General features: G+C 66.9%; 23 protein-coding genes. 12 read left to right on the forward strand and 11 right to left on the reverse strand.

The window, feature by feature from the left end; translation table 11 throughout:
• The first annotated feature begins 39 nt into the window (after positions 1-39).
• The 7 genes from KO490_RS09930 to KO490_RS09960 are packed head-to-tail and all read left to right on the forward strand — an operon-like array spanning position 40 to position 7,168.
• Positions 40-984: a carbohydrate ABC transporter permease gene (locus tag KO490_RS09930; protein WP_216019264.1), complete on the forward strand. Its 945-nt coding sequence runs from the start codon at positions 40-42 to the stop codon at positions 982-984.
• Positions 977-1,906, forward strand: coding sequence for a carbohydrate ABC transporter permease (locus tag KO490_RS09935; protein ID WP_216019265.1), 930 nt, complete (start codon positions 977-979; stop codon positions 1,904-1,906). The genes KO490_RS09930 and KO490_RS09935 overlap by 8 nt, the downstream gene beginning before the upstream one ends.
• A 10-nt stretch (positions 1,907-1,916) precedes the next feature.
• Positions 1,917-3,005 carry an ABC transporter ATP-binding protein gene (locus KO490_RS09940; RefSeq protein WP_216019266.1) on the forward strand — a complete coding sequence of 363 codons (1,089 nt, stop codon included), beginning with the start codon at positions 1,917-1,919 and terminating at the stop codon, positions 3,003-3,005.
• Between the two features lie 35 nt (positions 3,006-3,040).
• The gene (locus KO490_RS09945) at positions 3,041-3,790 is read left to right on the forward strand and encodes a sugar phosphate isomerase/epimerase (RefSeq protein ID WP_216019267.1); all 750 of its coding nucleotides are present in this window, start codon (positions 3,041-3,043) and stop codon (positions 3,788-3,790) included.
• Positions 3,791-3,802: 12 nt separating this feature from the next.
• Complete coding sequence (locus KO490_RS09950; RefSeq protein ID WP_216019268.1) at positions 3,803-4,936, forward strand: Gfo/Idh/MocA family protein; 1,134 nt, start codon at positions 3,803-3,805, stop codon at positions 4,934-4,936.
• Between the two features lie 52 nt (positions 4,937-4,988).
• Positions 4,989-6,047, forward strand: coding sequence for a sugar phosphate isomerase/epimerase (locus KO490_RS09955; RefSeq protein WP_216019269.1), 1,059 nt, complete (start codon positions 4,989-4,991; stop codon positions 6,045-6,047).
• Positions 6,047-7,168 carry a Gfo/Idh/MocA family protein gene (locus tag KO490_RS09960; RefSeq protein WP_252727107.1) on the forward strand — a complete coding sequence of 374 codons (1,122 nt, stop codon included), beginning with the start codon at positions 6,047-6,049 and terminating at the stop codon, positions 7,166-7,168. The genes KO490_RS09955 and KO490_RS09960 overlap by 1 nt, the downstream gene beginning before the upstream one ends.
• Before the next feature lie 6 nt (positions 7,169-7,174).
• Here KO490_RS09960 and KO490_RS09965 read toward each other — a convergent pair whose 3' ends face one another.
• Positions 7,175-8,227: a Gfo/Idh/MocA family protein gene (locus tag KO490_RS09965; protein ID WP_216019270.1), complete on the reverse strand. Its 1,053-nt coding sequence runs from the start codon at positions 8,225-8,227 to the stop codon at positions 7,175-7,177.
• A 289-nt stretch (positions 8,228-8,516) separates the two neighbouring features.
• Positions 8,517-9,386, reverse strand: coding sequence for a LysR substrate-binding domain-containing protein (locus KO490_RS09970; protein ID WP_216019271.1), 870 nt, complete (start codon positions 9,384-9,386; stop codon positions 8,517-8,519).
• Between the two features lie 111 nt (positions 9,387-9,497).
• Between KO490_RS09970 and KO490_RS09975 the strand changes: the two genes are divergently transcribed.
• Complete coding sequence (locus KO490_RS09975) at positions 9,498-10,544, forward strand: YeiH family protein (RefSeq protein WP_216019272.1); 1,047 nt, start codon at positions 9,498-9,500, stop codon at positions 10,542-10,544.
• A 136-nt stretch (positions 10,545-10,680) separates the two neighbouring features.
• Positions 10,681-11,862: an MFS transporter gene (locus KO490_RS09980; protein ID WP_216019273.1), complete on the forward strand. Its 1,182-nt coding sequence runs from the start codon at positions 10,681-10,683 to the stop codon at positions 11,860-11,862.
• 6 nt (positions 11,863-11,868) lie between these two features.
• Here KO490_RS09980 and KO490_RS09985 read toward each other — a convergent pair whose 3' ends face one another.
• The 4 genes from KO490_RS09985 to KO490_RS10000 all read right to left on the reverse strand — a co-directional run bounded on the left by KO490_RS09985 (position 11,869) and on the right by KO490_RS10000 (position 15,936).
• Complete coding sequence (locus KO490_RS09985) at positions 11,869-12,894, reverse strand: AbrB family transcriptional regulator (protein ID WP_216019274.1); 1,026 nt, start codon at positions 12,892-12,894, stop codon at positions 11,869-11,871.
• An 11-nt stretch (positions 12,895-12,905) separates the two neighbouring features.
• Positions 12,906-14,411, reverse strand: coding sequence for a tripartite tricarboxylate transporter permease (locus KO490_RS09990; RefSeq protein ID WP_216019275.1), 1,506 nt, complete (start codon positions 14,409-14,411; stop codon positions 12,906-12,908).
• Positions 14,411-14,878, reverse strand: a complete 468-nt coding sequence (locus tag KO490_RS09995; RefSeq protein WP_216019276.1) for a tripartite tricarboxylate transporter TctB family protein — start codon at positions 14,876-14,878, stop codon at positions 14,411-14,413. Before KO490_RS09995 ends, KO490_RS09990 begins: the two co-directional genes overlap by 1 nt.
• 86 nt (positions 14,879-14,964) lie before the next feature.
• Positions 14,965-15,936: a tripartite tricarboxylate transporter substrate binding protein gene (locus KO490_RS10000; protein WP_216019277.1), complete on the reverse strand. Its 972-nt coding sequence runs from the start codon at positions 15,934-15,936 to the stop codon at positions 14,965-14,967.
• A 156-nt stretch (positions 15,937-16,092) separates the two neighbouring features.
• Between KO490_RS10000 and KO490_RS10005 the strand changes: the two genes are divergently transcribed.
• Together KO490_RS10005 and KO490_RS10010 are read left to right on the forward strand one after the other, a co-directional pair.
• Positions 16,093-16,764, forward strand: a complete 672-nt coding sequence (locus KO490_RS10005; RefSeq protein ID WP_252727108.1) for a response regulator transcription factor — start codon at positions 16,093-16,095, stop codon at positions 16,762-16,764.
• Positions 16,748-19,168 carry a sensor histidine kinase N-terminal domain-containing protein gene (locus KO490_RS10010; RefSeq protein WP_252727109.1) on the forward strand — a complete coding sequence of 807 codons (2,421 nt, stop codon included), beginning with the start codon at positions 16,748-16,750 and terminating at the stop codon, positions 19,166-19,168. The genes KO490_RS10005 and KO490_RS10010 overlap by 17 nt, the downstream gene beginning before the upstream one ends.
• A gap of 5 nt (positions 19,169-19,173) precedes the next feature.
• Here the strand turns inward: KO490_RS10010 and cydX are convergent, their stop codons facing one another.
• The 5 genes from cydX to KO490_RS10035 all read right to left on the reverse strand — a co-directional run bounded on the left by cydX (position 19,174) and on the right by KO490_RS10035 (position 25,494).
• Positions 19,174-19,311 carry a cytochrome bd-I oxidase subunit CydX gene (gene cydX / locus KO490_RS10015; RefSeq protein WP_216019278.1) on the reverse strand — a complete coding sequence of 46 codons (138 nt, stop codon included), beginning with the start codon at positions 19,309-19,311 and terminating at the stop codon, positions 19,174-19,176.
• A 15-nt stretch (positions 19,312-19,326) separates the two neighbouring features.
• Positions 19,327-20,490 (reverse strand): cytochrome d ubiquinol oxidase subunit II, encoded by a 1,164-nt coding sequence (gene cydB / locus KO490_RS10020; RefSeq protein WP_216019279.1) that lies wholly within the window; start codon positions 20,488-20,490, stop codon positions 19,327-19,329.
• A 5-nt stretch (positions 20,491-20,495) separates the two neighbouring features.
• Positions 20,496-22,118 carry a cytochrome ubiquinol oxidase subunit I gene (locus KO490_RS10025; protein WP_216019280.1) on the reverse strand — a complete coding sequence of 541 codons (1,623 nt, stop codon included), beginning with the start codon at positions 22,116-22,118 and terminating at the stop codon, positions 20,496-20,498.
• 95 nt (positions 22,119-22,213) lie between these two features.
• Entirely contained in the window at positions 22,214-23,827 is a 1,614-nt protein-coding gene (locus KO490_RS10030; protein ID WP_252727110.1) for an amino acid ABC transporter ATP-binding/permease protein, read from the reverse strand.
• Positions 23,824-25,494: an ABC transporter ATP-binding protein/permease gene (locus KO490_RS10035; RefSeq protein WP_216019281.1), complete on the reverse strand. Its 1,671-nt coding sequence runs from the start codon at positions 25,492-25,494 to the stop codon at positions 23,824-23,826. The genes KO490_RS10030 and KO490_RS10035 overlap by 4 nt, the downstream gene beginning before the upstream one ends.
• Before the next feature lie 253 nt (positions 25,495-25,747).
• On the opposite strand from KO490_RS10035, the gene KO490_RS10040 reads away from it, so the two are divergent.
• On the forward strand, positions 25,748-25,999 hold the full coding sequence (locus KO490_RS10040; RefSeq protein WP_216019282.1) for a hypothetical protein: 252 nt from the start codon (positions 25,748-25,750) through the stop codon (positions 25,997-25,999).
• The last annotated feature ends 77 nt before the right edge of the window (positions 26,000-26,076 follow it).

A 26,076-nucleotide genomic window follows, 5' to 3' on the forward strand; every position in this document is an offset into this window, starting at 1 on the left:
GGCGGGACCGTCCCCGCATGACATTCCGCGAGGTGCCAGATGGCGGCTTCACGACCGAACCAGCTTTTCCGAAACAAGTCGGCCAAGATCGCGGCGATCCCGATGATCGCGACGGCGCTGGTCGTCTTCCTGGGCGGCACGATATGGACCGTGGCGCACAGCTTCACCAGCTCGAAGCTTCTGCCGAAATGGGACCTGGTCGGCCTGACCCAGTACGAGCGGCTCTGGGGCACGCGGCGCTGGCTCATCTCGATCGAGAACCTGATGATCTACGGCGTCTGCATGCTGGTCTTCTGCTTCGTCATCGGGTTCGTCCTTGCCGCGCTGATGGATCAGAAGATCCGGTTCGAGAACACGTTCCGGGCGATCATCCTCTATCCCTACGCCCTCAGCTTCATCGTGACGGGGCTGGTCTGGCAATGGATCCTGAACCCCGAATTCGGCCTGCAGCACGTCATCCGCAGCCTGGGCGGCAACCGCCCCCCAGCCGAATGCGAAGGCGTGGGCCTGTCCCTGAGCTGCTGGCTGTCGGGGATCGAGTTCGACCCGCTCTACAATCCGCGCATCGCGATCTACGGCATCCTGATCGCGGCCCTGTGGCAGGGGACCGGCCTGATCATGGTGCTGATGCTGGCGGGCCTGCGCGGCATCGACCAGGAGATCTGGCGCGCCAGCCGCGTGGACGGGATCCCCGCGTGGAAGACCTATCTCTTCGTGGTCATCCCGATGATGCGCCCGGTCTTCGTGACCACGCTGGTGCTGATCGGCGCGGCCATCGTCAAGGTCTACGACCTGATCGTGGCCCAGACCGGCGGCGGTCCCGGAAACGCGACCGAGATGCCCGCGAAATACGTCTACGACTACATGTTCGGGGGACAGAACCTGGGCCAGGGCTTCGCCGCATCGACGATGATGCTTCTGGCCGTGCTGATCGTCGTGATCCCCTGGGCCTTCATGGAATTCGGAAGGAAGAACCGTGGTTGATCTTACCTCCTCGGTCGCGGCCGGCCAAGGCGCGCGCGAATTGCAGGGTCCGCGCGGACCCAAACCCCGCAAGGTGGTGACGCGGGCGAACGTCCTGATCTACGGCACCCTGATCGTCGTGTCGCTGTATTATCTGCTGCCGATGTGGGTGATGGTGATGACATCGCTGAAGGGGATGCCCGAGATCCGCGTGGGCAACATCTTCGCCCCCCCGATGGAGATCACGTTCGAGCCTTGGGTCAAGGCATGGTCGGGCGCCTGCACGGGCCTGAATTGCGACGGGCTGTCGCGCGGGTTCTGGAACTCGGTCCGGATCACGCTGCCCTCGGTCGCGGTGTCGATCGCCATCGCTTCGGTCAACGGTTACGCGCTGGCGAACTGGCGGTTCAAGGGCGCGGATGCGTTCTTCACCATCCTGATCTTCGGGGCGTTCATCCCATACCAGGTCATGCTGTACCCGATGGTGATCATGCTGCGCGAGGTGGGTCTCTACGGGTCGCTGACGGGGCTGGTGATCGTGCATACGGTCTTCGGGATGCCGATCCTGACGCTGCTCTTCCGCAACTACTTCACGTCCCTCCCCGAGGAACTGTTCAAGGCCGCGCGGGTTGACGGGGCGGGGTTCTGGCGGATCTACTTCCGGATCATGCTACCCATGTCGCTGCCGATCTTCGTGGTCGCGATGATCCTGCAGGTCACGGGCATCTGGAACGATTTCCTGTTCGGCGTGATCTACACCAAGCCCGACCTCTATCCGATGACGGTCCAGCTGAACAACATCGTCAACTCGGTCCAGGGCGTGAAGGAATACAACGTCAACATGGCCGCGACCCTGCTGACGGGCCTGGTGCCGCTGTTCATCTACTTCATCTCCGGAAAACTCTTCGTGCGCGGCATCGCCGCCGGCGCGGTCAAAGGCTGAAGGATCTTTCATGGAACCGAGCATCTCGATCAGGCATCTCGACCTCAGCTTCGGCGCGGTGGACGTGCTGAAGGATCTGAACCTCGATATCGGCAAGGGCGAATTCCTCGTGCTGCTGGGATCGTCCGGCTGCGGCAAGTCCACGCTGCTGAACTGCGTGGCGGGTCTGCTGGACGTCAGCGACGGGCAGATCTTCATCTCGGGGCGCAACGTCACCTGGGAAGAGCCGTCCAAGCGCGGCATCGGCATGGTCTTCCAGTCCTATGCGCTCTATCCGCAGATGACGGTCGAGGGGAACCTGACATTCGGGTTGAAGAACGCGGGCATGCCGCGTGCCGAAATCGCGGAACGCGTGGAACGCGCCGCCCGCATCCTGCAGATCGAACCCCTGCTGAAGCGCAAGCCCGCGGCCCTGTCGGGCGGCCAGCGCCAGCGCGTCGCGATCGGGCGGGCGCTGGTGCGCGACGTGGACGTGTTCCTCTTCGACGAGCCGCTGTCGAACCTCGATGCGAAACTGCGCACCGATCTGCGGGCCGAGATCAAGGAACTGCACCAGACCCTGGGCAACACCATGATCTATGTCACCCATGACCAGATCGAGGCGATGACCCTGGCCGACCGGATCGCGATCATGCGCGGCGGGCTGATCCTGCAGCTGGACAGCCCCAAGGAGATCTACAACCGCCCCGCGAACAAATACGTGGCCGGGTTCATCGGCTCGCCCTCGATGAACTTCTTCGAGGGGGTCGTGGATCTGGGCGGCGCCCCGGTCTTCTCGTGCGAGGCCGGCGATTTCGACCTGTCAGGCTATGAATTCGGGGCTGCCGGGCCACAGGGCGGGCCCGCCTGGCTGGGCATCCGCCCCGAACATATCGCCCACGGACCCGACGCCGCCGCCTGCCCGGTCCGAATGGAGGCCACCGTCAGGCTGGTCGAGCCCCTGGGCTCGGACACGCTGGCACGGGTCCAGGTCGGCGAACGGCTGCTGTGGATCCGGCTGGACGGACAATCGTCGATCCGCCCGGGCGATACCCTGACCATCGGCTGGCACGCCGAACGCGCGAACCTGTTCGACAGCGCCACCGAAAACCGCATCTGAGCGAAGCTCTGGCAAACGATCAACACGGGAACATCATGAACGCATCATTCCAACTCTACTCTGCGCGAAACCACGGATCCTGGTCGCAGGTGTTCGAGCTGCTGGGCAAGCTCGGCTACTCCCATGTCGAGGGGTTCGGCGGGGTCTATGCCGATCCCGGCGAAACGCTTGCCCTGATGCAAGCGAACGGCCTGACCATGCCTTCGGGACATTTCTTCCCCATCGACTGCTTCGAGGGGGAGTTTGCCCAGAGCATCGCGACCGCACGGGCATTGGGGATCGAGCGGCTCTACTGCCCCGCGCCGGGCGACGACCTGCGCGACGGGGCGGATGCCGCAGCATGGATCGACTTTGCCAAGCGGCTGGAAGCGGCGGCGGCCAAGGTGCGCGATGCCGGGCTGCGCTTCGGCTGGCACAACCATCATTGGGAATTCATGCCCCTGCCGGGCGGAGAGATCGCGATGGACCTGCTGCTGGAACACGCCCCTTCGATGGAATGGGAAATCGACGTGGCATGGGTCGTGCGCGGCGGGGCCGATCCGCTGCGCTGGATCGACATGCATCGCGACCGCATCACGGCCGCCCATGTGAAGGACATCGCAGCCGAGGGCGAATGCGCGGACGAGGATGGCTGGGCCGATCTGGGCCATGGCACCGTCGACTGGCGGGCCTGCATGAAGGCGCTGCGGGGCGCGGGCGTCAATCTGTTTGTGCTGGAACATGACAACCCGGCTGACGTGGCGCGCTTTGCCGGTCGCTCGGTCGAAACCTTCAAGACGCTGTAAGGAGCGGACATCATGCCAAGAACCCTGGGGATCGGCGTCATCGGCTGCGGCAACATCTCGGCCTCGTACATGGCGCTTGCGCCGCTGTTCAAGGGGATCGAGATGCGCGCCTGCGCCGATGTCGATCCGGACGCCGCGGCCGCACGCGCCGCGGAATACGGGCTGCGCGCCCAAAGCGTCGATGATCTTCTGGCCTCGCCCGATATCGACATCGTGGTGAACCTGACCGTGCCCGTCGCCCATTACGACATCAGCCGCCGCATCCTGCAGGCGGGCAAGCATTCCTATTCCGAGAAGCCCTTCGTCCTGACCCTGCCCGAGGCCGAGTCCCTGCGTCGTCTGGCGGACGCGTCGGGCCTGCGCATCGGGTCCGCCCCCGACACGTTCATGGGCGCGGCACACCAGCTTGCACGCGCAGCGATAGACGAGGGCCGAGTGGGGCCGATCACCGGCGGCACATGCCATGTGATGTCCTCGGGCATGGAGGATTGGCACCCCAATCCAGACTTCTTCTTCCAGCCGGGCGCGGGGCCGATCCTCGACCTGGGGCCGTATTACATCACGAACCTGGTCCAGCTGATCGGACCGGTCGCATCGGTCGCCGCCATGACGGGGATGGGCCGCCCGACACGTACCATCGGCTCGGGCCCCCGCATGGGCCAGGAGGTTCCCGTCGCCACCCCCACGAACATCCACGCCCTTCTGCAATTCGCGAACGGGGCGATCGTCACGCTTGGGGCCAGCTGGGACGTCAAGGCGCATGGCCATTCCAACATGGAGCTTTACGGCCATGACGGCACGATCTTCGTGCCGGACCCGAACTTCTTCGGCGGCGAGGTCCGCATCGATGACGGTGCCGGCGAAACCCGCCCCGATGACCGCGACCATCCCTTCGGACGCATCAACAAGGTCGACAATCACGGCATCGACCGTGCCGATTACCGGGGTGCGGGGTTGGCCGACATGGCCGCCGCCATCATCGAGGGTCGGCCGCATCGCTGCGGGCTGGATCTGGCCACCCATGTGGTCGAGGTCATGCAGGCAATCCTGCAGGCGGGCCACGAAAACCGCGTGGTCAGGCTTACGACCACCTGCACCCGTCCCGAGGCACTGGACCCGGATGCCGCGCAGGCATTGCTGGTCTGATCCGCGCCTGCCCCGCAGGCCGGTTCGAAGAACACAAGAAAGGAGACCTCACATGCCCGGCCTGATCAAGGGACCCGCGCTTTTCCTGGCCCAGTTCGCGGGGGACGAAGCTCCGTTCGACTCGCTGCCATCCATCGCCCGTTGGGCGTCGGATCTGGGCTACAAGGGGGTCCAGATCCCCACCGGCGACGCGCGGTTGTTCGATCTGGACCTTGCCGCCGACAGCCAGACCTATTGCGACGAGGTCGCGGGCATCTGCGCCGATGCAGGCGTCCAGATCACCGAGCTTTCGACCCATATGCAGGGGCAGCTGATCGCGGTCCATCCCGCCTATGACATCGCCTTCGACGCCTTCGCGCCGGCATCCGTCAGGGGCAACCCCTCGGCCCGGCGGGAATGGGCGACCGATCAGTTGATCAAGGCGGCCCGCGCCTCGCGAAGGTTCGGGCTTGGAACCACCGTCAGCTTCACCGGATCGCTGGCCTTCCCCTATCTCTATCCCTGGCCACAGCGCCCGCCCGGCCTGATCGAAGAGGCATTTGCCGAGCAGGCCCGCCGCTGGACCCCCATCCTTGATGCCTACGAGGATCAGGGCGTCGATATCGGCTTCGAGATCCATCCGGGCGAGGATGTCTTCGACGGCGCGACATTCGAGATGTTCCTTGCGGCCTGCGGGGGGCACAGCCGGTGCCGGATCAATTACGATCCTTCGCACTTCCTGCTGCAGCAGCTTGATTACCTGCAATTCATCGACATCTACCACGATCGGATCTGCGCCTTCCATGTCAAGGATGCCGAGTTCAATCCGACCGGTCGCCAGGGGGTCTATTCCGGGTATCAGGGATGGACGGATCGTGCGGGGCGGTTCCGCTCTCTTGGCGACGGACAGGTCGATTTCCGGGGCATCTTCTCGAAGCTGGCGCAATACGGCTATGACGGATGGGCCGTGCTGGAATGGGAATGCTGCCTGAAATCGCCCGAACAGGGCGCGGCCGAGGGCGCGGCCTTCATCGCGGATCACATCATCGACGTGACGGGCAAGGCCTTCGACGATTTCGCGGGCGGAACGACGGGGCGCGACCAGATCCGCGCCATGCTGGGGATCGCGTGATGCGGCGGCTTCGCTTGGGCATGGTGGGCGGCGGTCAGGGCGCCTTCATCGGAGGGGTCCACAGGATCGCGGCGCGGATCGACGGGCAGTGGGATCTGGTCGCAGGGGCGCTGAGCTCGGATGCGGATCGGGCCCGTGCCTCGGGTCTGGAACTGGGACTGGACCCGCAACGCTGCTATGGCTGCTTTCGCGACATGGCGCAGGCCGAGGCCGCCCGCCCCGACGGCATCGACGCCGTGGCCATCGTGACCCCGAACCACATGCATGCCGAACCGGCCATCGCGTTCCTCGAAGCCGGCATCCACGTGATCTGTGACAAGCCGCTGGCTGCTTCAGGGGATCAGGCGCAGGCCATCGCCCGCGCGGTGCGCGACAGCGGCAAGCTGTTCGTGCTGACCCACAATTATACCGGCTATCCCCTGATCCGGCAGGCAAGGGACATGATTGCCCGGGGCGAACTGGGCAACCTTCGCCTGGTGCAGGTGGAATATCTGCAGGACTGGCTGACCGAGCCTGCATCGAACAAGCAGGCGGATTGGCGCGCCGATCCCGCCCGTTCGGGCGCGGGGGGCTGCATCGCGGATATCGGCACCCATGCCTTCAACCTTGCGCATTACGTCACCGATCTGCGCCCCGAACGCCTGTCGGCCGATCTGAGCAGCTTCGTCCCCGGGCGGAGGCTCGACGACAATGCCCATGTCATGCTGCGCTACCATGGCGGGGCCAAGGGAACGCTCTGGGCCTCGCAGGTGGCGATCGGACACGAGAACGGGCTGCGCCTGCGCGTCACGGGCGACAGGGCTGCGCTGGAATGGGCGCAGGAAAATCCCAACGAGATGCGCCTCAGCGTCTTCGGTGAACCGACCCGCATCCTGACCCGCGGCGGGCCCGGCACCGATGCCACCCGGATACGCGTTCCACCGGGCCACCCCGAGGGGTATCTGGAAGGCTTCGCCACCATCTATGCGGAGGCGGCAGCGATGATCCGCGCCGCGATCGAGGGCACGGCCCCTCCGGGCGGTGTCCATGCCCCCGGGATCGAGGATGGTCTGCTGGGAATGCGCTTCATCGATGCCTGCCTCAACTCGTCTGCGGACGACGGGGCCTGGACGTCCATCTGAAGGGCGTCAGTCCGTCAGGTCGATCCGCCGCCCGTCACGCGACGATGCCTCGATGGCCGCGATCAGATCGTGAGAGATCAGCGCCTCTCGTCCCGTGACCATGGGTTTGCGGCCATGGCGCAGGGCGTCGATGAAATCCTCGATGACGGCTTGGTGCCATTCATGCTTGCCGCCCGACAGGGGGTTCACATCCCGCGGGGCATCGTCTTGGGCTTCGACCTCGTGGCGGCCGTCCCGCCAGTCGATCTGCAGCGCATCCTTGTCCAGCCGCAGGCTTGCATTGTCGAAATGCAGCCGGATCACCTCGGTTCGGTGGGGATACATCGCGGTGCCTGCGATCAGCGATCCTGCCGCGCCGTTTCGGAAGCGCAGGCCGGCAACGGCGAAATCCTCGGCCTCCATCCGGTGCAGGGACGTGGTCGCGGTCATCGCCTGCACGCTGGCGACCGGCCCCGTCAGGCTGAGCGCAAGGTCGATGGAATGGATGGCATTGGTGATCAACACCCCGCCGCCATCGCGCTCATAGGTGCCGCGATCCAACTCGTCGTAATAGGATTGCGCACGCCACAGCGGCACCGCGATCTCGACCAGGCCCAGCCGCCCAAGGCCGCCGTCCGCGACAAGCCGGGCTGCCGCCTGCGACGGCGCCCGCATCCGGTGCTGGAACAGAACGCCAAGCGTGACGCCGGCCTTCTCGCAGATCTCGACGACCTCGCGCGCCTCGTGCGGGTTCCGGCCGACCGGCTTCTCCAGCAGGATATGCGTGCCCGAACGCGCCAATTCCGCGATCACGTCGCGCCGGACACTTGGCGGCGTGGCCACGATCGCCACCTGGATCGAAGGATCCGCCGCCACTGCGGCCAGGTCGGACGAAAACTCGGGCGTCTCTCCGGCATAGAGTTCGGCAAGGTGCTGCGCCCGCTCGGGCCGACGAGAGATCACCGTTCTCAGTCGGACCTTGTCGCGGGCGTCCGAAAGGGCCGCGACATGCGTGGGTGCGATCATCCCCGCGCCGATCAGCGCCACACCGACGGGATCGGCGTCTATTGATTTGGTCATCTCTTGTCCTCCCTCATCTGCTACGGCGCTTGTATAGCCTTTCTGCTTCAATGCGATGCGCAGCAATATTTATCCTGATTCTAGCGTGGAATTCGGTATGCATACCCACCGAAACGAAGACCGCCCTTGCAGTCAGTAGCTGCCAAGCCAAGGTGGCACAGCCAACGACGCTCGCACAGACTGCAGTTCGGCATGCGATGACCTGCCAGGCAGGCCCGCAAGCCAGAACACCGCGTTCTGTGCAACGGGTCGATCTGGCATGGGCTCAACCAGCCCCGCATGCCCCGGCTCAGCTGTCCTGCAACGAGCGAAGGAAGGCATCGGTCGCGCGGGTCAGGTAATGGCCCTTGTGCCGCAGCGCATAGAAGGGCCGCGGGGCAAGGGTCAGACCGCAATCGACCAGGGAACCCGCGTCCAGCGAACGCGCGACGACCAGCGCGGACAGGATGGCGATGCCGGCGCCCGCCTCGACCGCGGACATCACCGCCTCGTTCGACGGCAGCACCAGTGCGTTCCCAAGGGCCGGCGGTTCGAATCCCAGATCGGCCAGCGCGTCCTCGGCGCTTGAACGCGTTCCGGAACCTGCCTCGCGCAGGACCCAATCGGCATCGCGGATCACCTGCGCCGAGGGGCATCGGGGCCCCGGCGGCGCGCTGACAAGGCGCAGGCTGTCGCGGCCGATCTCGCGCCGTTCCAGCAGCGGATCGCTGACGCGCCCCTCGACCAGCGCAAGGTCCAATCTGCCGCGCAGCACCTCCTCCATTGCGTCGCGCGTATTGCCGATGGTCAGCGTGATCGTCAGCCCCGGATGCAACCTGCGGAACGAAGCGATCCGGGCAGGCAGCCAATAGCCCGCGATCGTCTGGCTGGCGATCATGCGGATATGCCCCCGTGCAAGGCTGCGCGTATCGGACAGCATCGCCTCGGCCTCGGTCAGGCGTGCAAGCACGGCACGCGCTTCGGGCAGGAATGCCCGGCCCTCTTCGGTCAAGGCGATGCCGCGCCCGATACGGTCGAACAGCCTGACGTCATGCCGGGACTCGAGCGCGGCGATCGCGGCCGAGGCCGTCGATTGCGTCATGTTCAGCACTTGGGCGGCACGGGTGACGTGCTGCATCTCGGCCACGGTGACAAAGACGCGAAGCTGCTCGGGGGTCATGGTCGCCTCATTGATCGAACAATCCGATCATAACGAGAAAATCATTCCGTTTGAAGAATTGATCCGATTGCAGATGCTGCAAGACGACCGAACCTGTCGAAGGATCCCCCCATGTCGCTGCCGATGACGCTTCGCCATTCCATGCCCACCTCCGGTCGGAGGCTACGCAAGATCGCACCGGGTCTGGCGCTCAGCGCGCTGATCGGCGGGCTGGCGGTGATCCTTGGTCGCGCGGAACATGCGATCTTCGGGGCCGAGTGGCTGGAGCCGCTGGTGCTGGCGATCCTGCTGGGGGCCGTGCTGCGCACGATATGGACGCCCCCCGCGGTCTTCGGGGCCGGGATCGCCTTTTCGGCCAAGACGGTGCTGGAGATTGCCGTCGTCATGCTGGGGGCCTCGGTCAGCGCGCAGGCGCTGATGTCCATCGGTCCGGGAATGCTGCTGGCCATCGTGGCGCTGGTCGCGCTGGCCGTGCCGGGCGCCTTCCTGCTGGGACGGCTGATGGGACTGCCCTGGCGCATGGCGCTGCTGATCGCCTGCGGAAACGGGATCTGCGGCAATTCGGCGATTGCGGCAGTCGCGCCGGTCATCGATGCCGATGGGGATGACGTCACCGCCGCCATCGCCTTCACGGCCGTGCTGGGCGTCTTCGTGGTGCTGGCGATGCCGCTGATCGGCAACCTTGCCGGATTGGAGGCCGTGCAATACGGCGTGCTGTCGGGGCTGACCGTCTATGCGGTGCCACAGGTGCTGGCCGCTGCCGCGCCGATGGGGGCCGCGGCCATCCAGATCGGCACGCTGGTCAAGCTGGTGCGCGTGCTGATGCTGGGGCCCGTGACGGTGGTCCTGTCCATCGTGGCTGCGCGCGCAGGCGACGGCGCGCGCGCCTCGGGCGGGCGCCGGGGGGTCATGCCGCCGCTGTTCATCTTCGGCTTTCTGGCAATGCTGTTTCTGCGGTCGGCCGGGCTGGTGCCCGAATTCGCGCTGCAGCCGATCTCTCACGCGGCGGGGGCGTTGACCGTGATCGCGATGGCTGCACTGGGGCTGGGCGTCGATGCACGCGCAGTGATGGCCGCGGGGCCGCGTGTCATCGCGACCGTCGTGCTGTCGCTGGTGCTGCTGGTCGCGCTGGCCTTGCTGCTGATTGCCGCGGTCTGATTGCCGCGGCCTGATTGCCGCGATCGCCAATGAGGATGCACAATTTCGATGCACCACGGGGAATGATATGCGATGAGGGTCGCGCCGTCGTGCCGGTTCACGACGTGCAAGTTCCGATCAAACGCCGAGCACCCTCATGATCACCCAGAGAACCAGCCTGCTGCCGACCTCGCATTCCGTGATCATCGCGGTCAGCGCGACGCATCTGATCAACGACCTGATCCAGTTCCTGCTGCCCGCGCTCTATCCCGTGCTGAAGGCCGATTTCGGGCTGACCTATTTCCAGTTGGGCCTGTTGACGCTGGCGCAGCAGATCACGGCCTGCATCCTGCAGCCTGTCATGGGGCTCTATGGCGATCTGCGGCCCAAGCCCTATACCCTGGCCGTGTCGATGGCGATCGTGGCCCTGGGCGTGGTGATGCTGGCGATGGCGGGGTCGTTCGGCGCGCTTCTGGGGGCGTCGGCGATGCTGGGCCTTGGTTCGGCGCTGTTCCACCCCGAGGCATCCAGGGTCTGCCGCATGGCGTCGGGGGGGCGGCTGGGCTTTGCGCAGTCCAGCTTCCAGGTCGGCGGCAATGCGGGGACGGCCCTTGGACCGCTGGCGGCGGCGCTGATCGTCCTGCCGCTCGGGCAGGCCAGCACGGTCTGGTTCGGGCTGCTGGCCGTCATTGCCGTAATCGTGCTGCTGCGGATCGCGCAGTGGTTCACGAACCATCTGCGGATGACGCGCGCAGCAGGCAGTCAGGCGCCGATCGCGCCCCTGATCGCGCGCAGGCGTCTGATCCTGGCCTTCGCCGTCCTCGGGGCGCTGCTGCTGAGCAAGTTCGTCTATATCGAGACCTTCAAGGCCTATTACGCCTTCTTCCTGATCGAGAAATTCGGCCTCGAGGTGCGCCAGGCGCAGGGTCTGCTGTTCGTCTTCCTGGCCGCGGTCGCCTTCGGCACGTTCTTCGGCGGCCCGGTCGGCGACAGGATCGGGCGCAAGAAGGTGATCTGGGGATCGATCATCGGCGCATTGCCCTTTGCGCTGGTCCTGCCGCATCTGGGGCTGACGGGCACGGTCGTCCTCAGCGTGCTGGTGGGGCTGATCCTGTCCTCGGCGTTCTCGGCCATCGTGGTCTTCGCGCAGGAGCTGATGCCGCAGAAGGTCGGCATGGTGGCCGGCTTCGTCTTCGGCTTCGCCTTCGGGGTCGGCGCCCTTGGGGCGGCGGCCCTTGGGGCGCTGGCGGATCAGATCGGCATGCAGCAGGTCTTCGTCTATCTGTCGTTCCTGTTGTGCCTGGGGTTCCTGACCGCCTATCTGCCCGATCTGGACTGAACCGCCTCAACGCGCTCGGCGCAGGAACAGCGGTACCAGCGCCAGCAGGATCAGGATGCGCGCGAAGTGATGCGCCGCCACGAAGGCCGGATCATACCCGAGCGCCAGCCCGATCGCGGCCATCGCCTCGACCCCGCCGGGGGCATAGGCGATCAGGATCTGCCCCAGGGGAAACCCCGTCAGCGCCCGCGTGATCACCGCAAAGACCAGCGCCATGCCAAGCGCCATCCCTACCACGACGACCCCCGCCCCGGCCAGACGCAGGGCCGCGCGCAGGTCGACCTTGCTGATCCGGGTTCCCAGCACCGCGCCCGTCACCGTGAACCCCAGAAAGATCATCCAGGCCGGGGCCGCGCCATGCAGAAGACCGGCCCCATGCGCGATCCCGCTGAGAAGGATGCCCGTCAGCAGGCAGGCAGCTGAGATGCCCCGCCGCCCGGCAAGGCGTCCAAGCGGCAGACCGATGGCCAGCAGCAGCACCAGCGCGGGCAGCGCCATCACCGCGCGGTCGGCGGCGGCCCCGCCATCGGGCGCCCCCAGCACCGCCGCGACGGGCGGCACTAGCGTCACCAGGATCACCAGCCGCATCAGCTGCAGGATCGTGACCGCGGCGGCGTCGCCCTTGCCCTCGATCGCGATGGCCACGGCGTTCGACATCGTCCCGGGCGAACTGGCAAGCACGGCCGTCTGCCAGTCGATGCCGAAGATGCGGTTCAGAAGCAGACTGCTTGCGCCAAGCGTCGCCACCAGCGCCACCGCCAGCCCCAGCAGGCTGACGGACCAGCCCGGCAGATGCGGCACCACCTGCGCGTCGATCCCGGCCCCGAGCGAGATGCCGATGACCAGAAAGGCCAGGTCACGCGCGATGACCGGCAGCCCGACGGCATGACCCGCAGCGCCCAGGGCGGCCACGGCAAGCATGGCCCCGATCAGCGCCCCTGCCGGAATGCCCAGGAGGGCGGCAAGCGCCGCCCCCCCCAATGCGGCAAGGCCCGTCAGCCCCGCCGCCCTCATGTCCTTCGACAAAGCCATGCCGTCCCCTGTCACATCTTCCGCGCCGCGGCCCTTGCGCGACGACCCATCCAGATCGGCAGGATCACGACCAGCAGCGCCAGACCATAGAGCATCACGCTCTTCCAGTCCGCGACGAGGATGCCCCAGTCACCGCCCGAGATCGAGAGCGCGCGGCGCAGGTTGTCCTCGAACAGGCCGCCCAGGACGAAGCCCAGGATCACCGGGGCAAGGCTGAAGTCCAGCTTGCGCAGGAACCAGCCGAAGACGCCCAGGCCCGTGATCATGAACAGGTCGTGCGGATTGCCGACGATGGTATAGATCCCGATGAAGGCCAGGATCGCGATCAGCGGCGTCAGATAGTGCTGCGGAATGGTCAGCATCCGGGCGAACAGGCCCACCAGCGGCAGGTTGATCACCAGAAGCGCGACATTGCCGATATACATCGAGGCGACCAGACCCCAGGCGACCTCGGGGCGTTGGGCGAACATCATCGGGCCGGGCTGGATGTTGAACATCAACAGCGCGCCTAGCAGGATCGCGGTCGTGCCCGAACCGGGAATGCCAAGCGTCAGCATGGGCACCATGGACCCGCCCGCCGCCGCGTTGTTCGCGGCCTCGGGGGCGGCAAGACCGCGGATGTCGCCGGTGCCGAAGGTGCCGTCCTTGTCGCTGATGCGCTTCTCGGTCCCGTAGGCCACGGCCGAGGCGACCGAAGCGCCGGTGCCGGGCAGGATGCCGATGAAGAACCCGATGATCGAGGACCGCAGGATCGTCCATTTCGTCGCCGCCAGATCGGCCATGCGCACGAAGCTGCGATCGACCGGCAGCGACTTCAGCGTGCCCCGTGCCTGATGCTCGACCAGGGTCAGCAGTTCGGCCATGCCGAAGAGGCCCACGACCACGATCAGGAAATCGATCCCCGACAGGATGTCCGGCAGCCCGAAGGTATAGCGCGGCACGCCCGTGTTCGCGTCGATGCCGATGGTGGCCAGCATCAGCCCGATCGTGGCGCCCAGCAGCGTCTTGACGGTGCTCTTGCCCACGAGGGAGGCAAGCGAGGCGAAGGCGAAGACCATCAGCGCGACATAATCGCCCGGCCCGAAGGTGACCGCGAAGCTGGCAAGCGCAGGCGCGAACAGCGACATCAGGATGACCGCGAAGGTGCCCCCCGCGAAGGACGCAACCGCCGAGAGCGACAGCGCGCGACCCGCCTGCCCCGCCCGTGCCAGCGGATTGCCGTCCAGCGTCGTCATCACCGCCCCGGCATCGCCCGGAACGTTCAGCAGGATGGACGAGATCCGCCCGCCATATTCGGCGCCGTAATAGATGCCCGCCAGCAGGATCAGCGCGGATTCGGGCTGAAAGCCCAGGCCGTATGCGATGGGCAGCAGGATCGCCACGCCGTTGATGGGCCCCAGCCCCGGCAGCGCGCCGATCAGGGTGCCCACGAAGCAACCCACCATCACCAGCATCAGGTTGAACGGGTCCAGCGCGACCGCGAAGCCTGTCGCCAGACCGGAAAGAACGGTATCCATCAGTTGGCTCCTTGCTGGCCGGCGTCAAGAAGCGGCACGATCAGATCGCCCCGCGGAAGGTTGAGATCCATCAGCGTCACGCAGAGCAGATAGCCCGCGATCCCCGCCGCCACGCCGAAGCCCAGGGCCCGCAGCTTGGTCGCGCCCAGCATCGCCGCCAGCACGGTCCCGAAGAGGATGGTCGACAGGATGAAGCCGAGCGGCTCGTAAAGCTCGGCATAGGCAAAGAGCAGGGCCACCGCCGCGGTCAGCCGGAACCAGACATGCCCGGTCACGTCGAACCCTGCGGCATCGGGGCGCCACAGGATCGTCAGCAGGCACAGGATGGCCACGACCGACAGGATGCGCGGCCAGCTTTCGGGCCCGAGCGGATCGTATTGGAACGGCGCCTTGATCACGGCGAAGGCGATGAACGCATAGCCCAGGGTCACGACCAGAAGAAGCGCCGCAAAGATGCGGTTGGCCATTTGAGCCTCCTATTGTTGGAAGGGGGCGGGTCGCGTCGGGGCCGGCCCCCGCCCGGGAACCGGCCCTTCGCGTCACCCGCGGGTTGTCACTGGATCAGGCCGGCCTCGGTGGCGACCTCGCGCAGCATCTTCACGCGCTCCTGGATCGAGGCGCTCAGCTCGTCGCCGGCGATGTTCAGGGGCAGCAGGCCGCGTTCGGTCTGGACCTTGGCGAATTCCTCGGTGGCATAGGCCGCCTCGAAGGCATCGACCCATTTGGCGTAATCCTCGTCCGAGGTCTCGCCGCCCATGTAGAAGCCGCGCAGGATCGTCCATTCGACGTCGTAGCCCTGTTCCTTCGCGGTCGGGATCTGATCGAAGGGCGGGTCCAGACGCTCGGGCGCCAGGGTCGCAAGGATGCGCATGTCCCCGCTGTCGAGATAGGGGACCATCTCGCCCACATCGCCGGTATAGACCTCGATCGAGCCGCCCAGAAGCGATGCGATGGCATCCCCGCCGCCGTCGAAGGCGACATAGCGCATCTGCATCGGCGTGCCGCCCGCCTCGCGCATCAGCAGCGCGCCCTTCATCCAGTCCTGCGATCCGACCGAACCGCCCGCGCCGACGACCACGCTCTGGGGATCGGCGGCCAGATCGTCCATCACGTCCTTCAGCGACTGGTATTCGCTGTCGGCGCGCACCACGACGGCCCCGAAATCGGCACCCGCGGTGGCGACCCAACGGACCGAATTCTCGTCGAAGGCGCCGTATTTGCCGGTGATGATGTTCAGTAGCGACCCGGTCGAGAAGGCGACGATGGCGCTGCCGTCATCGGAACGGTTGGTGTTGAACTGGTTGAAGGCCACGGCGCCGATGCCGCCCGGCATGAAGGTCACCTGCACCGGGTCCGTGACATGCGACTGCAGGCCGGTCTGGGCCACGCGGCAGGTCAGATCGAAGCCGCCGCCCGGGTTGGCGGGGGCCACGCATTCGGGGCGATGAATGTCGCTTTGGGCCAGCGCGGGCGCGGCAAGTCCCATGACGCAGGCAAGCGCCGTCGGAATGGTCGTGAATTTCATGTGATCCTCCCAGATATCACGGCCCGAGGGCCGGCTACGCTTATGGAACGGATCGGCTGTTTGCTTGCTGACCCGAAGCTGACAGGACGCTGACACGGGGCCACCGCCCCCGATGCGCGCTTCCCGCCGCCGGGCCGAGCGACTAATGTCGCCGCCATGAGGATGCTTCTGGTTGAGGATAACGACGAACTGGCCGAGACGATCATCGATCGCCTTCGGAGCGAGGGGCATTCCGTCGATCGCGAGGCCGATGGCGACGAGGCCAACGACCTGCTGCGCTTTGCCAGCTTCGACATCGTCCTGCTGGACATCAACCTGCCCGGACGGAACGGATACGAGGTGCTGCGCTCCATGCGCACGCGGGGCGATGCGACACCCGTCATCGTGCTGACCGCCCGCAGCGAGATCGACGACCGCGTGGTGGGCCTGGATGCGGGGGCCGACGACTACATGGTCAAGCCATTCGATTTCCGAGAGCTGTCGGCCCGGTGCCGGGTCCTGGCACGCAGACGGGCGGGCAGTTCCAGCAATGTCTTCGCCGCGGGGCGCTTCAGCTTCGACCGGGCGGCCAAGCAGGCCCGCGTGGACGGCAGGCTTCTGGATCTGCGCGCCAAGGAGGTTCAGCTTCTCCAGATCATGCTGGACAACCTGGGCCGGATGCTGACCAAGGAAGAGGTCGCCGACAAGCTCTATACCTTCGACGTGACGCCCAGCCTGAACGCGGTCGAACAGCTGATCACCCGCCTGCGCCGCAAGCTGGAGGGCACGCCCCTGGTCATCAAGACGGCGCGTGGCCTGGGATACATGGCCTATGTCGACGACGACTGAGCCCCGTTCGGGCCATTCGCTGAAACGGCGCCTGCTGGCCAGCATGGCGGCGGGATTCCTGCTGCTTCTGCTGCTGATCTCGGTCCTGCTGTGGAACTACAGCCGGGCGGCGGCGAACCGCACCTACGACCTGCTGCTGGCGGGGGCCGCGCTGTCGGTGCTGGAACGCGTATCCTACAATTCCGACGGCCCGACGGTGGATCTGCCGCAATCGGCGATGGACATCCTGGCGCTGGCCTCGGACGACCGGGTCGTCTATCGCGTCCATTCGCCCGGCTATGGCGAGCTGACGGGAATGCCGGGCCTGCCCATCCCCGACAGCGGCGGCCCTTCCGTCGATCCGGTCTTCTACGACCAGGACCTGGATGAGGGGTTCCGCTTCGTCTACCAGGGCCGGCAGATCACCTCGAACAGCGGGCGCGAATGGGTCATCGTGCAGATCGGCCAGACCCTGCGGGCGCGGAATGCGCAACGCGATGCCCTGTTCCTCTACGGCATGGCCGGGATCGGGGGCGTGTCGCTGATCGGACTGGTCTTCGTCTGGCTGGCGATCCGCACCTCGCTGGCGCCGCTGCGCGCCATCGCGGACACGCTGCTGGCACGCACCCCGCGCGACCTGTCCCCGATCAGGGGCGACCCCCCGCAAGAGATCGCGGGCCTCTTTCGCGCGATCAACGGCTTCATCGGCCAGCTTGGCCGCAGCCGCGCCCTGACCGAAAGCTTCATCGCCGATGTGGCGCATCAGACGCGCACGTCGCTGTCGGCACTGCAGGGGCAGCTGGCGCTGGCCGTGGACAGCGACGATCCCGAACGGATGCGCGGCAGGCTGGCCAAGGCCGAACAGCAGGCCGAACGCACGGTGCATCTGACCAACCAGCTGCTGGCGAATGCCATGGTCATCCACCGGTCGGACGACACGCGGCTGGAACCGCTGGACCTGCGCAGGGTCGTGCGCGATGCGCTGGCGGAACTGCTGCGCGAACGTCGCCTGCGCGACGTGACGATATCGCTCGAGGATGCCGAACTGCCGGGCGGGACCGCACCGATCCGCGGCGACGAGATATCCATCCGCGAGGCGTTGCGGAACCTCATCGACAATGCCGTGCGCCACGGCGGGACGGACAACACCATCCTGATCGAGCTGTCCGCCGACGAAAGGACCGTCCGGCTGACCGTGTCGGATGCGGGTCCGGGCATCCCCGAAGACCAGCTGGACCGGGCGACCGAGCGCTTCATCTCGATCGACCGCAGGACCGCGGGGTCGGGTCTGGGCCTGGCGATCGTGCGTTCCGTGGCCGAGGGGCATGGCGGTCGGCTGGAACTGGGCCGCGCGTCCCTGGGCGGTCTGCGGGCCTCGATCCTGTTTCCGCGGGTGGCGGCGCTGCTGCTGATCTGCATGGGCGTTCTCGGGACCCCGCGCGTGGCCGGTGCGCAGGAACTGACCCTCTGGGCCTCGACCGACCGGGTCGCGATGGAACCGCTGATCGCCGCGTTCGAGGAACGCCATCCCGGCTGGGCGATCGAGTATCAGGAGTTCCAGACGGTGGACCTGCACCGCGCGATGCTGCAGGCCACCCCGGACAGGATGCCGGATGTCGTGATCTCATCCGCGATGGATCTGCAGGTGGATCTGGTCAATCGTGGGCTTGCCCGTCATCTGCAGGTGCCCGAATGGGACCGGCCGCCCGATTGGGCGGAATGGCGGTCCGAGCTGTTCGGCTTCACCTTCGAACCCGCAGCCATCATCTATGACCGCCGCGCCCTGTCGGCAGAGGATCTGCCGACCAGTCACCGCGATCTGTCCAGCTTCATCCGGGACCACGAGGCCGAGCTGCGCGGCAAGATCGGCGGATACGACCTGCGCCAGTCGGGCGTGGGATACCTGTTCGCCACGCAGGACACGATCCAGAGCGTGCAGGCGCAGCGGCTGACCGAGGTTCTGGGCCGGGCCGAGATGCGCAGCTATTGCTGCACCTCGGCCATGGTCGAGGCCACGCGCCGCGGAGAGCTGGCGATGGCGCTGAACGTGCTGGGGCCCTATGCGCTGCATCTGGGGCCGGAATACGCGGATGTGGGGGTCCATTTCCTTGACGATTACAACCTGGTGATGTCGCGGACGGCCTTCGTGCCGAAGGGCGCGCCCCATTGGGAAATGGCCGAGGCCTTCGTGGTCTTCCTTCTGTCCGAGGAAGGCCAGCATGTGATCGAGACCCGAAGCGTGCTGATACCGCTGGACCCGATCACCCGCCCCCGGTCACCCATCGGCCAGCTGCTGCGCCAGAACCGGGGCAGCTTCCTGTCGATCCGGCTGGGGCCGGGGTTGCTGACATTCCTCGACCGGATCAAGCGGGCCGATTTCCTGCGCAACTGGGAAGCCGCCATGATGGGCGATCATTACCGCTGACCCGGTCAGCCCCGCACGGCCGGGGGGCGTTCCTCGTGTTCGTCGGCCAGCACGCGGTCGCGCTGCATTTCAAGCCACATCGCGTTCATCACCGCGAAGATCGCGGCCAGGGGCAGGCCCAGAAGCCAGGCGAAATACCACATCAGACGTTCCTTTCCTCAATACACGCTGTCGGAATTGCCGGTGATGTCATCGGCGGTGACCTTGCCCCACAGCACCCGATAGACCCAGGCGGTATAGAGCAGGATGATCGGCAGGAAGATCGCCGTCGCCACCAGCATGATGAACAGCGTCGCATGCGAGGACGAACTGTCCCAGACCGTCAGCGATGAACGCGGATCGATCGAGGAGGGCAGGATGAAGGGGAACATCGTCAGCCCAACGCTGGCGATCGCGCCGAAGATCCCCAGCTTGGACCAGAGCAGGGTCGAGACCTCTCGTCCCGCGCGCAGGCCCATCACCGCCATCGCCATGCCCAGAAGCCCCAGGACCGGCGCGATCACGATCCACGGTCGCGCGCCATAGACCTGCAGCCAGGACCCGGTCCGCGCCACTTCGGAATAAAGGGGGTTCGACGGACCGTCCGTCACAACCTGCCCGATGATGGCATAACCGTTGATCCCGAAGGCCAGCCACAGCCCCGCCAGGACGTATGCGGCGATGGTGACCATCCCCGTGACCCCGCCGATGCGGCGGGCGCGTTCCGCCACCGGACCCTCGGCCTTGAGCGACAGCCAGGCCGCGCCATGCGTCACCAGCATCGCCAGCGACACCACGCCCGTCAGTAGCGCGAAGGGGTTCAGCAGCCCGAAGAACTTGCCGTAATAGCTGCCCTCGTAGCGCGAGAAGAGATCCGGCGTCAGCTCGAACGGCACGCCCTGCAGGACGTTGCCCACCGCGACGCCGAAGACCAGCGCAGGCACGGCCCCGCCCGTGAACAGCGCCCAGTCCCAGCCGCTGCGCCAGGCCTGCCCTTCCCGCTTGGAACGGTACTTGAAGGCCACCGGGCGCAGGATCAGCGCGGCCAGCACCGCGAACATCGCAAGGTAGAACCCCGAGAAGCTGACCGCATAGAGGGGCGGCCAGGCCGCGAAGATCGCACCCCCGCCGAGGATGAACCAGACCTGGTTCCCCTCCCATACCGGGCCGACCGTGTTGATCGCGACCCGGCGTTCCAGGTCGGTCCGGCCCACGAAGGGCAGCAGCACGCCGACCCCCATGTCGAAACCGTCGGTCAGCGCGAAGGCGATCAGCAGCACCCCCAGCAGCAGCCACCAGACGACCCGCAGCATGTCATAGGATATCAGTTCGTGAAGGATCATGTCCGTTACTCCGCAGGGGTGGCGCCGGCAGGCGCGAAGGGCATGGGCGCGTCGTCGCTGCGCAGGCGCCGTTCATGGCGCGCCTCCCAGGCCTCGGTTTCCTCGACATCCTGGAACGGACCCTTGCGGATGTATTTCAGCATCAGGCCCATCTCGACGACGAAGAGGATGGTGTAGAAGGTGACGAAGCCCGCCAAGGTCAGCAGCAGGTCGCCCACGCCCAGATGGCTGACCGACAGGGCGGTGGGAAGAACGCCGTCCACGGTCCAGGGCTGGCGACCGTATTCGGCCACGAACCAGCCCAGTTCCGCCGCGATCCAGGGGGCCGGAATGACCGCGACCGCCACGCACAGCGCCCACCGGGGATAGCTTTGCTGCTGGAAGGACGAGCGCCAGAAGAAATAGGCCATCACGATGATCAGCGTGAACCCGAGCGCGACCATGAAGCGGAAGGACCAGAACAGCGGCAGCACGCCCGGTATCGTCTCCTCGGCGGTCTTGGCGATCTGTTCGGGGGTCGCGTCGCGGGGGTCCTCCATGTGGCGCAGCAGCAGGAAGGCGAAGCCCAGATTGCCCGAGTTCTCCTCGAATGTCGCGCGGATCTCGGGCGGGGTGGCGTCGCGGCTCTCGCGGATCGTCATCAGCGCGTCATAGGCGATGATGCCGCTCTCGATGCGCTCCTCGGCCTCGGCCACCAGGTCGTTGATGCCCGGGATCTCGGTCGCAAGCGAGCGGGTGCCGATCAGGCCCATCACGAAGGGGATCTCCAGCGCGTAATGGGTCTCGCGCGCCTCGACATCGGGGATGCCGAAGGCGGTGAAGGGCGCGGGGGCGTCGTGGGTTTCCCACATCCCCTCCATCGCGGCCAGCTTCATGCGCTGCGTATGGCTGGCGGCATACCCGCTCTCGTCGCCCAGGACCACGACGGACAGGGCGGCGGCAAGACCGAAGGACGCGGCCACCGTGATCGAGCGGCGCGCAAGCGCCACGTGGCGGCCCTTGAGCAGATACCAGGCCGACACGCCCAGAACGAACATCGCGGCCGTGACATAGCCTGCCGACACGGTATGCACGAACTTGGCCTGCGCGACCTCGTTGAACAGCACCTCGTAGAAGCTGTCCATCTCCATCCGCATGGTATCGGGGTTGAACGAGGCGCCGACCGGGTTCTGCATCCAGCCATTCGCGATCAGGATCCACAGCGCCGAGAAATTCGACCCGATCGCCACCAGCCATGCGACCGTCAGGTGGCCGATCCGGCTGAGCTTGTCCCAGCCGAAGAAGAACAGCCCCACGAAGGTCGCCTCGAGGAAGAAGGCCATCAGCCCCTCGATCGCAAGGGGGGCGCCGAAGATGTCGCCGACGTAATGGCTGTAATAGCTCCAGTTCATGCCGAACTGGAATTCCATGGTCAGGCCGGTCGCGACCCCCAGGACGAAGTTGATCCCGAACAGCGTGCCCCAGAATTTCGTCATCTGACGCCAGATCGGGCGACCGGTCATGACATAGACCGTCTCCATGATCGCGACCAGGACCGAAAGGCCCAGGGTCAGCGGCACGAAGAGAAAATGATACATCGCCGTCATCGCGAATTGCAGGCGAGACAGCTCGACCACGTCGAGTTCCATTGCGGCACACTCCTTCAGGACCTTTGCCGCAATTGGCGGCGCGTCGGTCCTAGCAGTCGGGCCGCGGGTGCGATTTGACCTGGATCAATCGCACATCACTTTGTCGGGGTCAGCCGCTGCGACAGGTGGACGCGGCCATCGAAGATCGGGTGATCATGCCCGCGATGCAGCGCGACCAGCAGCGATGCTTCGGGCAGATGGGCCCGGATATTGGCCAGCACCCGGTCCGCGGTATCGCGGTCCAGCCCTTCGGTCGGTTCGTCCAGCAGCAGAAGATCCGGACGCGGCAGCAGGCTGCGCGCCATGGCCAGGCGCTTGGCCTGCCCGCCCGACAGACCCGCACCGCCTTCGGCCAGCCGTGCCTCAAGGCCGCCGCGTTCGCGGATCGCGTCTTTAAGGTCCACGACGCGCAGCGCGTCCCATATCCCGTCATCCGTGAAATCGCCTGCAAGGGCCAGGTTCTCGCGGATGGTGCCGCCGATCAGCGCGGTTCGCTGCGGCAGCAGGATGACCCGGCGGCGCAGGGACGTTTCCGACCAGTCCGTGGGCGCACGACCCGCAAGGGCGATGCCGCAGCAAGGCGTCATGCCCGCGATCGCCAGCAGAAGGGTGCTCTTGCCCGCGCCCGATGGACCGGTCAGCGCGATGGCCTGACCGGGCTGCAGGTTCAGCGCGATCTGTGAACGGGCAACGACCAGATCGGGCGCGGCGGGCAGTTCGGGCCGGTCGTCCACGGCATCGCGGCCCGCATCCGGGTGCACCCTGCGCGCGGCCCCGACCAGCCGCCCCAGTTCGGCAAAGCCGCGGCGAAGCGGCAGCACGGTCTCGGCCAGGGCCAGCGCCACGAACAGACCGATGACCGCGCGTGCGGGCCCGATCAGGCCCGCCTGCAGCATTGCGCCGCCTGCGACGAATGCGGCGGCCACCGCCAGCGTCACGGTGATGGCCAGCCCCATGCCTGCCGCCCGTTCGACCCGGTCCAGCGCCGCGATGTCGCGTCGGGTCGCATCGTCACGTGCGATCAGCGCGGCCTCTCGGTCGGCAAGCCTTGCCGACAGGATCAGCGCCTCGCGGTCGCGCATCAGGTCGATGAACCCGCGGCGAAGCGCCTGCGCGCCGCGTTCGGCCCGATCCGAGGGCCGCATGCTGCGCCCGGCCAGCCATGACAGGGTCAGGATGGCGCCAGGGACATAGACCGCGGCGACCGCCAACGCGACGGGGGCGCCGACCAGCCAGATCAGCGCCGCGAATACCGCGAGATGCGTGACCAGCCCCGCAACGGCAGGCAGCACGACCCGCAGGACCAGCCCGTCCAGCGCATCCACATCCGCGATCATCCGGGTCAGGATCGTCTCGCCCCGCAATCGGGCCAGCGCATGCGCGTCCAGCCGGGCATAACTGCGCAGGATCGCGACACGCAGCACTGCCAATGCCCGCAGGATCGCGTCATGGGTCAGCAGCCTTTCGCCGTATCGTGCCGCCGTCCGCCCAAGCGCGAGGAACCGCACCCCGGCCGAGGGGCGGAACACGTCGAAGGCGATGCCGATGCCCGCCAGCCCCGCGATCCCCGTGGCGGTTATGAACCAGCCCGACAGCCCCAGCAGGGCGGCCCCCATCAGCAGGACGACGACCGACAGGACGGCCCCGCGCAGCATCGCGCCGGGTGCCGCGCCGATCAGAAGACGGACGACCTGGACGATCTCTCTCATGCGCGAACCTCGACCTTGTGGGCCATGGCAGCGGCCAGCGCGGGATCATGGGTGGCCACGACGATCGCGCGGCCGGATGTCGCGATCCGCGCAAGCGCCGCGATGATGCGGGCGGCGGTCTCGTCGTCCAGATCGGCGGTCGGCTCGTCCGCCAGGATCAGATCGCCCCCGGCCATGACCGCGCGGGCCAGCATCAGGCGACGGGCCTCGCCGCCGGATACGCCGCCGCCGCTCTCGCCCAGATGCGTTTCCAATCCGTCCGGAAGGCGTTCGACGATGCGGGTCGCATCGGCCAGCCGCAGCGCCGCCCACGGGTCGGCGCCCATGCCGCGCGGGTCCAGCCAGTCGCGCAGCGGAAGGTCGGGAAAATGCGGGCGCTGCGGCACAAAGGCGATCCGGCTGCGCCAGCGATCCGCGGTATCGGGCCCAAGCGTGGCGCCGCAGACCCCGATCCGCCCGGATGCCAGTGGCACAAGGCCCGCGATCGCGGCCAGGGTCGTGCTCTTGCCCGCGCCGCTTGGGCCGGTGATGGCCAGCGTGCCGCCGGGGCCGACCTGCAGGTCGGGGATCGCCACGCGACGCCCCGGCAACATAGCGCATGCGTCTTCGCAACGAAGATCGAAGCGTCCGGCAAGGGGCCCAACCGCCGCGCCCTCGCCCATCATGGCCACGCGTTCGGCCCCGTCCAGCGCGTCCAGTTCGGACACCACCGCAAGACCGGCGGCCCGGTCGTGCCAGGCTGCCGACAGGTCGCGCAGCGGCTGGAAGAACTCTGGCGCGATCAGCAGAAGGAACAGCCCCTCGCCCAGGGTCAGCGGACTGCCCCAGCTTCCGAAGCCGATCTCTCCCAGCAGGGTGAAGCCCACGAAGACCGCCACCAGCGCCACGCCCAGGGCCGAGAACAGCTCGAGCACGGTCGAGGACAGGAACGCGATCCGCAGCACGGCCATCGTGCGCGTCCGCAGCGTCTCGGCCCGCAGGGCGAAACCCCGGGCTGCGCGATCCGTGGCCCCCAGCAGCCGGATATCGGTCAGCGCGGCCAGGCGGTCCATCAGCATGTCGTTCATGCTGGCGATCTCGTCCATCTGCCTGCGCGAGGTCTCCTCGGCCGCCATGCCCACCAGCGCCATGAACAGCGGGATCAGCGGACCGGCGACCAGCAGGGTCAGGCCCACGACCCATGATTGCGTGAAGGCCAGCACCAGAAGCAGGGGCGGCAGCACCATGACGCGCATCATCGCCACGTGATAGCGCGTGATCCAGGGCTGCAGCAGCGGCAGCTTCTGCACCGCCAGCGAGGCCAACGAGGCCGACCCCGCATCGGCCAGCGCACGCGCCTCGCGCCCGATCAGGGCCGCGCGCTCTCGCGCGATGGTCGTATCGGCGGCGTCGAACAGCAGCGCCCCGGCGCGGTGGTCCAGCGCCGCCCGGATCAGACCGCACAGCGCGAAGATCGCCGCCGCGACCAGGGTGCGCGCCGGATCCGTGGCGCCGTCGACCCAACCCGACACCGCCCAGGCGATCGCCCCGGCCTGGACGGGCCACAGCATCCCCGACAGCACGGACAGCCTGCCCGCGGATTTCAGAAGTCCCTCGACCGGGCGGATGATCCGGTCCCGCGCAAGGGCACGCGGGTTCGGGGCGGCGGGTTGTTTCGCATCGGGCATGGGGACCTGCATGGCGGGCTGCGCTTCGGTCCTTCCATAGACGCGGGATCGCCGCTTGACGAGGCCGCAGGCCCAAGGCCCCTTGTCGCACCCCCGTATTGGACTGCGGCATTTCAACCACCCGATTGTTCAACGAGACCGAACACTGAACTTGAAAACGGACGCCTAATCACCGGCGCATCCCGGCCCCATCTGTTGTTCATCAAGACGGCCCGAACGATCGGCCGCCCCACCCGAAGACTGGAGAAGACAGATGAAAACCGCATTTGCAGCCATTTCCGCACTCGTTCTGGCAACCGGCGTCGCCGAGGCCAGCAGCCAGGGCCCGATCGGTGCCGCCGACCGCGAAGCCACCGCCGTCACCACCGTCGAGGTGCCCGCAGGCAGCGTCATGACCACCCGTGAACTGGCCGATGCCGATCTGGACGCCGACACGCCGGTCACCGTGACCAAGATCGAAGCCCCCGAAGGCAAGGTCGACAATTCGAGCCGCGGCTACTTCTGATCTGAAGACCCCGTGCCCCGGTGCCTCCGGGGCCGCGCATCCGGACTGCCCGCCCCATCGGGGTCGGCGGTCCTTTT

This window comes from Paracoccus sp. C2R09, assembly GCF_018860625.1.
Lineage (GTDB): Bacteria > Pseudomonadota > Alphaproteobacteria > Rhodobacterales > Rhodobacteraceae > Paracoccus.

Coding starts and splice junctions, on each gene's coding strand:
- KO490_RS09980 (WP_216019273.1), top strand. CDS start 10,681: ATGATCACCCAGAGAACCAGCCTGCTGCCGACCTCGCATTCCGTGATC.
- KO490_RS10025 (WP_216019280.1), bottom strand. CDS start 22,118: ATGGAACTCGACGTGGTCGAGCTGTCTCGCCTGCAATTCGCGATGACG.
- KO490_RS09990 (WP_216019275.1), bottom strand. CDS start 14,411: ATGGATACCGTTCTTTCCGGTCTGGCGACAGGCTTCGCGGTCGCGCTG.
- KO490_RS09965 (WP_216019270.1), bottom strand. CDS start 8,227: ATGACCAAATCAATAGACGCCGATCCCGTCGGTGTGGCGCTGATCGGC.
- KO490_RS09930 (WP_216019264.1), top strand. CDS start 40: ATGGCGGCTTCACGACCGAACCAGCTTTTCCGAAACAAGTCGGCCAAG.
- KO490_RS09975 (WP_216019272.1), top strand. CDS start 9,498: ATGTCGCTGCCGATGACGCTTCGCCATTCCATGCCCACCTCCGGTCGG.
- KO490_RS09955 (WP_216019269.1), top strand. CDS start 4,989: ATGCCCGGCCTGATCAAGGGACCCGCGCTTTTCCTGGCCCAGTTCGCG.
- KO490_RS10030 (WP_252727110.1), bottom strand. CDS start 23,827: ATGAGAGAGATCGTCCAGGTCGTCCGTCTTCTGATCGGCGCGGCACCC.
- KO490_RS09970 (WP_216019271.1), bottom strand. CDS start 9,386: ATGACCCCCGAGCAGCTTCGCGTCTTTGTCACCGTGGCCGAGATGCAG.
- KO490_RS10000 (WP_216019277.1), bottom strand. CDS start 15,936: ATGAAATTCACGACCATTCCGACGGCGCTTGCCTGCGTCATGGGACTT.
- KO490_RS09940 (WP_216019266.1), top strand. CDS start 1,917: ATGGAACCGAGCATCTCGATCAGGCATCTCGACCTCAGCTTCGGCGCG.
- KO490_RS10040 (WP_216019282.1), top strand. CDS start 25,748: ATGAAAACCGCATTTGCAGCCATTTCCGCACTCGTTCTGGCAACCGGC.
- KO490_RS10035 (WP_216019281.1), bottom strand. CDS start 25,494: ATGCCCGATGCGAAACAACCCGCCGCCCCGAACCCGCGTGCCCTTGCG.
- KO490_RS10005 (WP_252727108.1), top strand. CDS start 16,093: ATGAGGATGCTTCTGGTTGAGGATAACGACGAACTGGCCGAGACGATC.
- KO490_RS09945 (WP_216019267.1), top strand. CDS start 3,041: ATGAACGCATCATTCCAACTCTACTCTGCGCGAAACCACGGATCCTGG.
- cydB (WP_216019279.1), bottom strand. CDS start 20,490: ATGATCCTTCACGAACTGATATCCTATGACATGCTGCGGGTCGTCTGG.
- KO490_RS09985 (WP_216019274.1), bottom strand. CDS start 12,894: ATGGCTTTGTCGAAGGACATGAGGGCGGCGGGGCTGACGGGCCTTGCC.
- cydX (WP_216019278.1), bottom strand. CDS start 19,311: ATGTGGTATTTCGCCTGGCTTCTGGGCCTGCCCCTGGCCGCGATCTTC.
- KO490_RS09950 (WP_216019268.1), top strand. CDS start 3,803: ATGCCAAGAACCCTGGGGATCGGCGTCATCGGCTGCGGCAACATCTCG.
- KO490_RS09960 (WP_252727107.1), top strand. CDS start 6,047: ATGCGGCGGCTTCGCTTGGGCATGGTGGGCGGCGGTCAGGGCGCCTTC.
- KO490_RS10010 (WP_252727109.1), top strand. CDS start 16,748: ATGTCGACGACGACTGAGCCCCGTTCGGGCCATTCGCTGAAACGGCGC.
- KO490_RS09995 (WP_216019276.1), bottom strand. CDS start 14,878: ATGGCCAACCGCATCTTTGCGGCGCTTCTTCTGGTCGTGACCCTGGGC.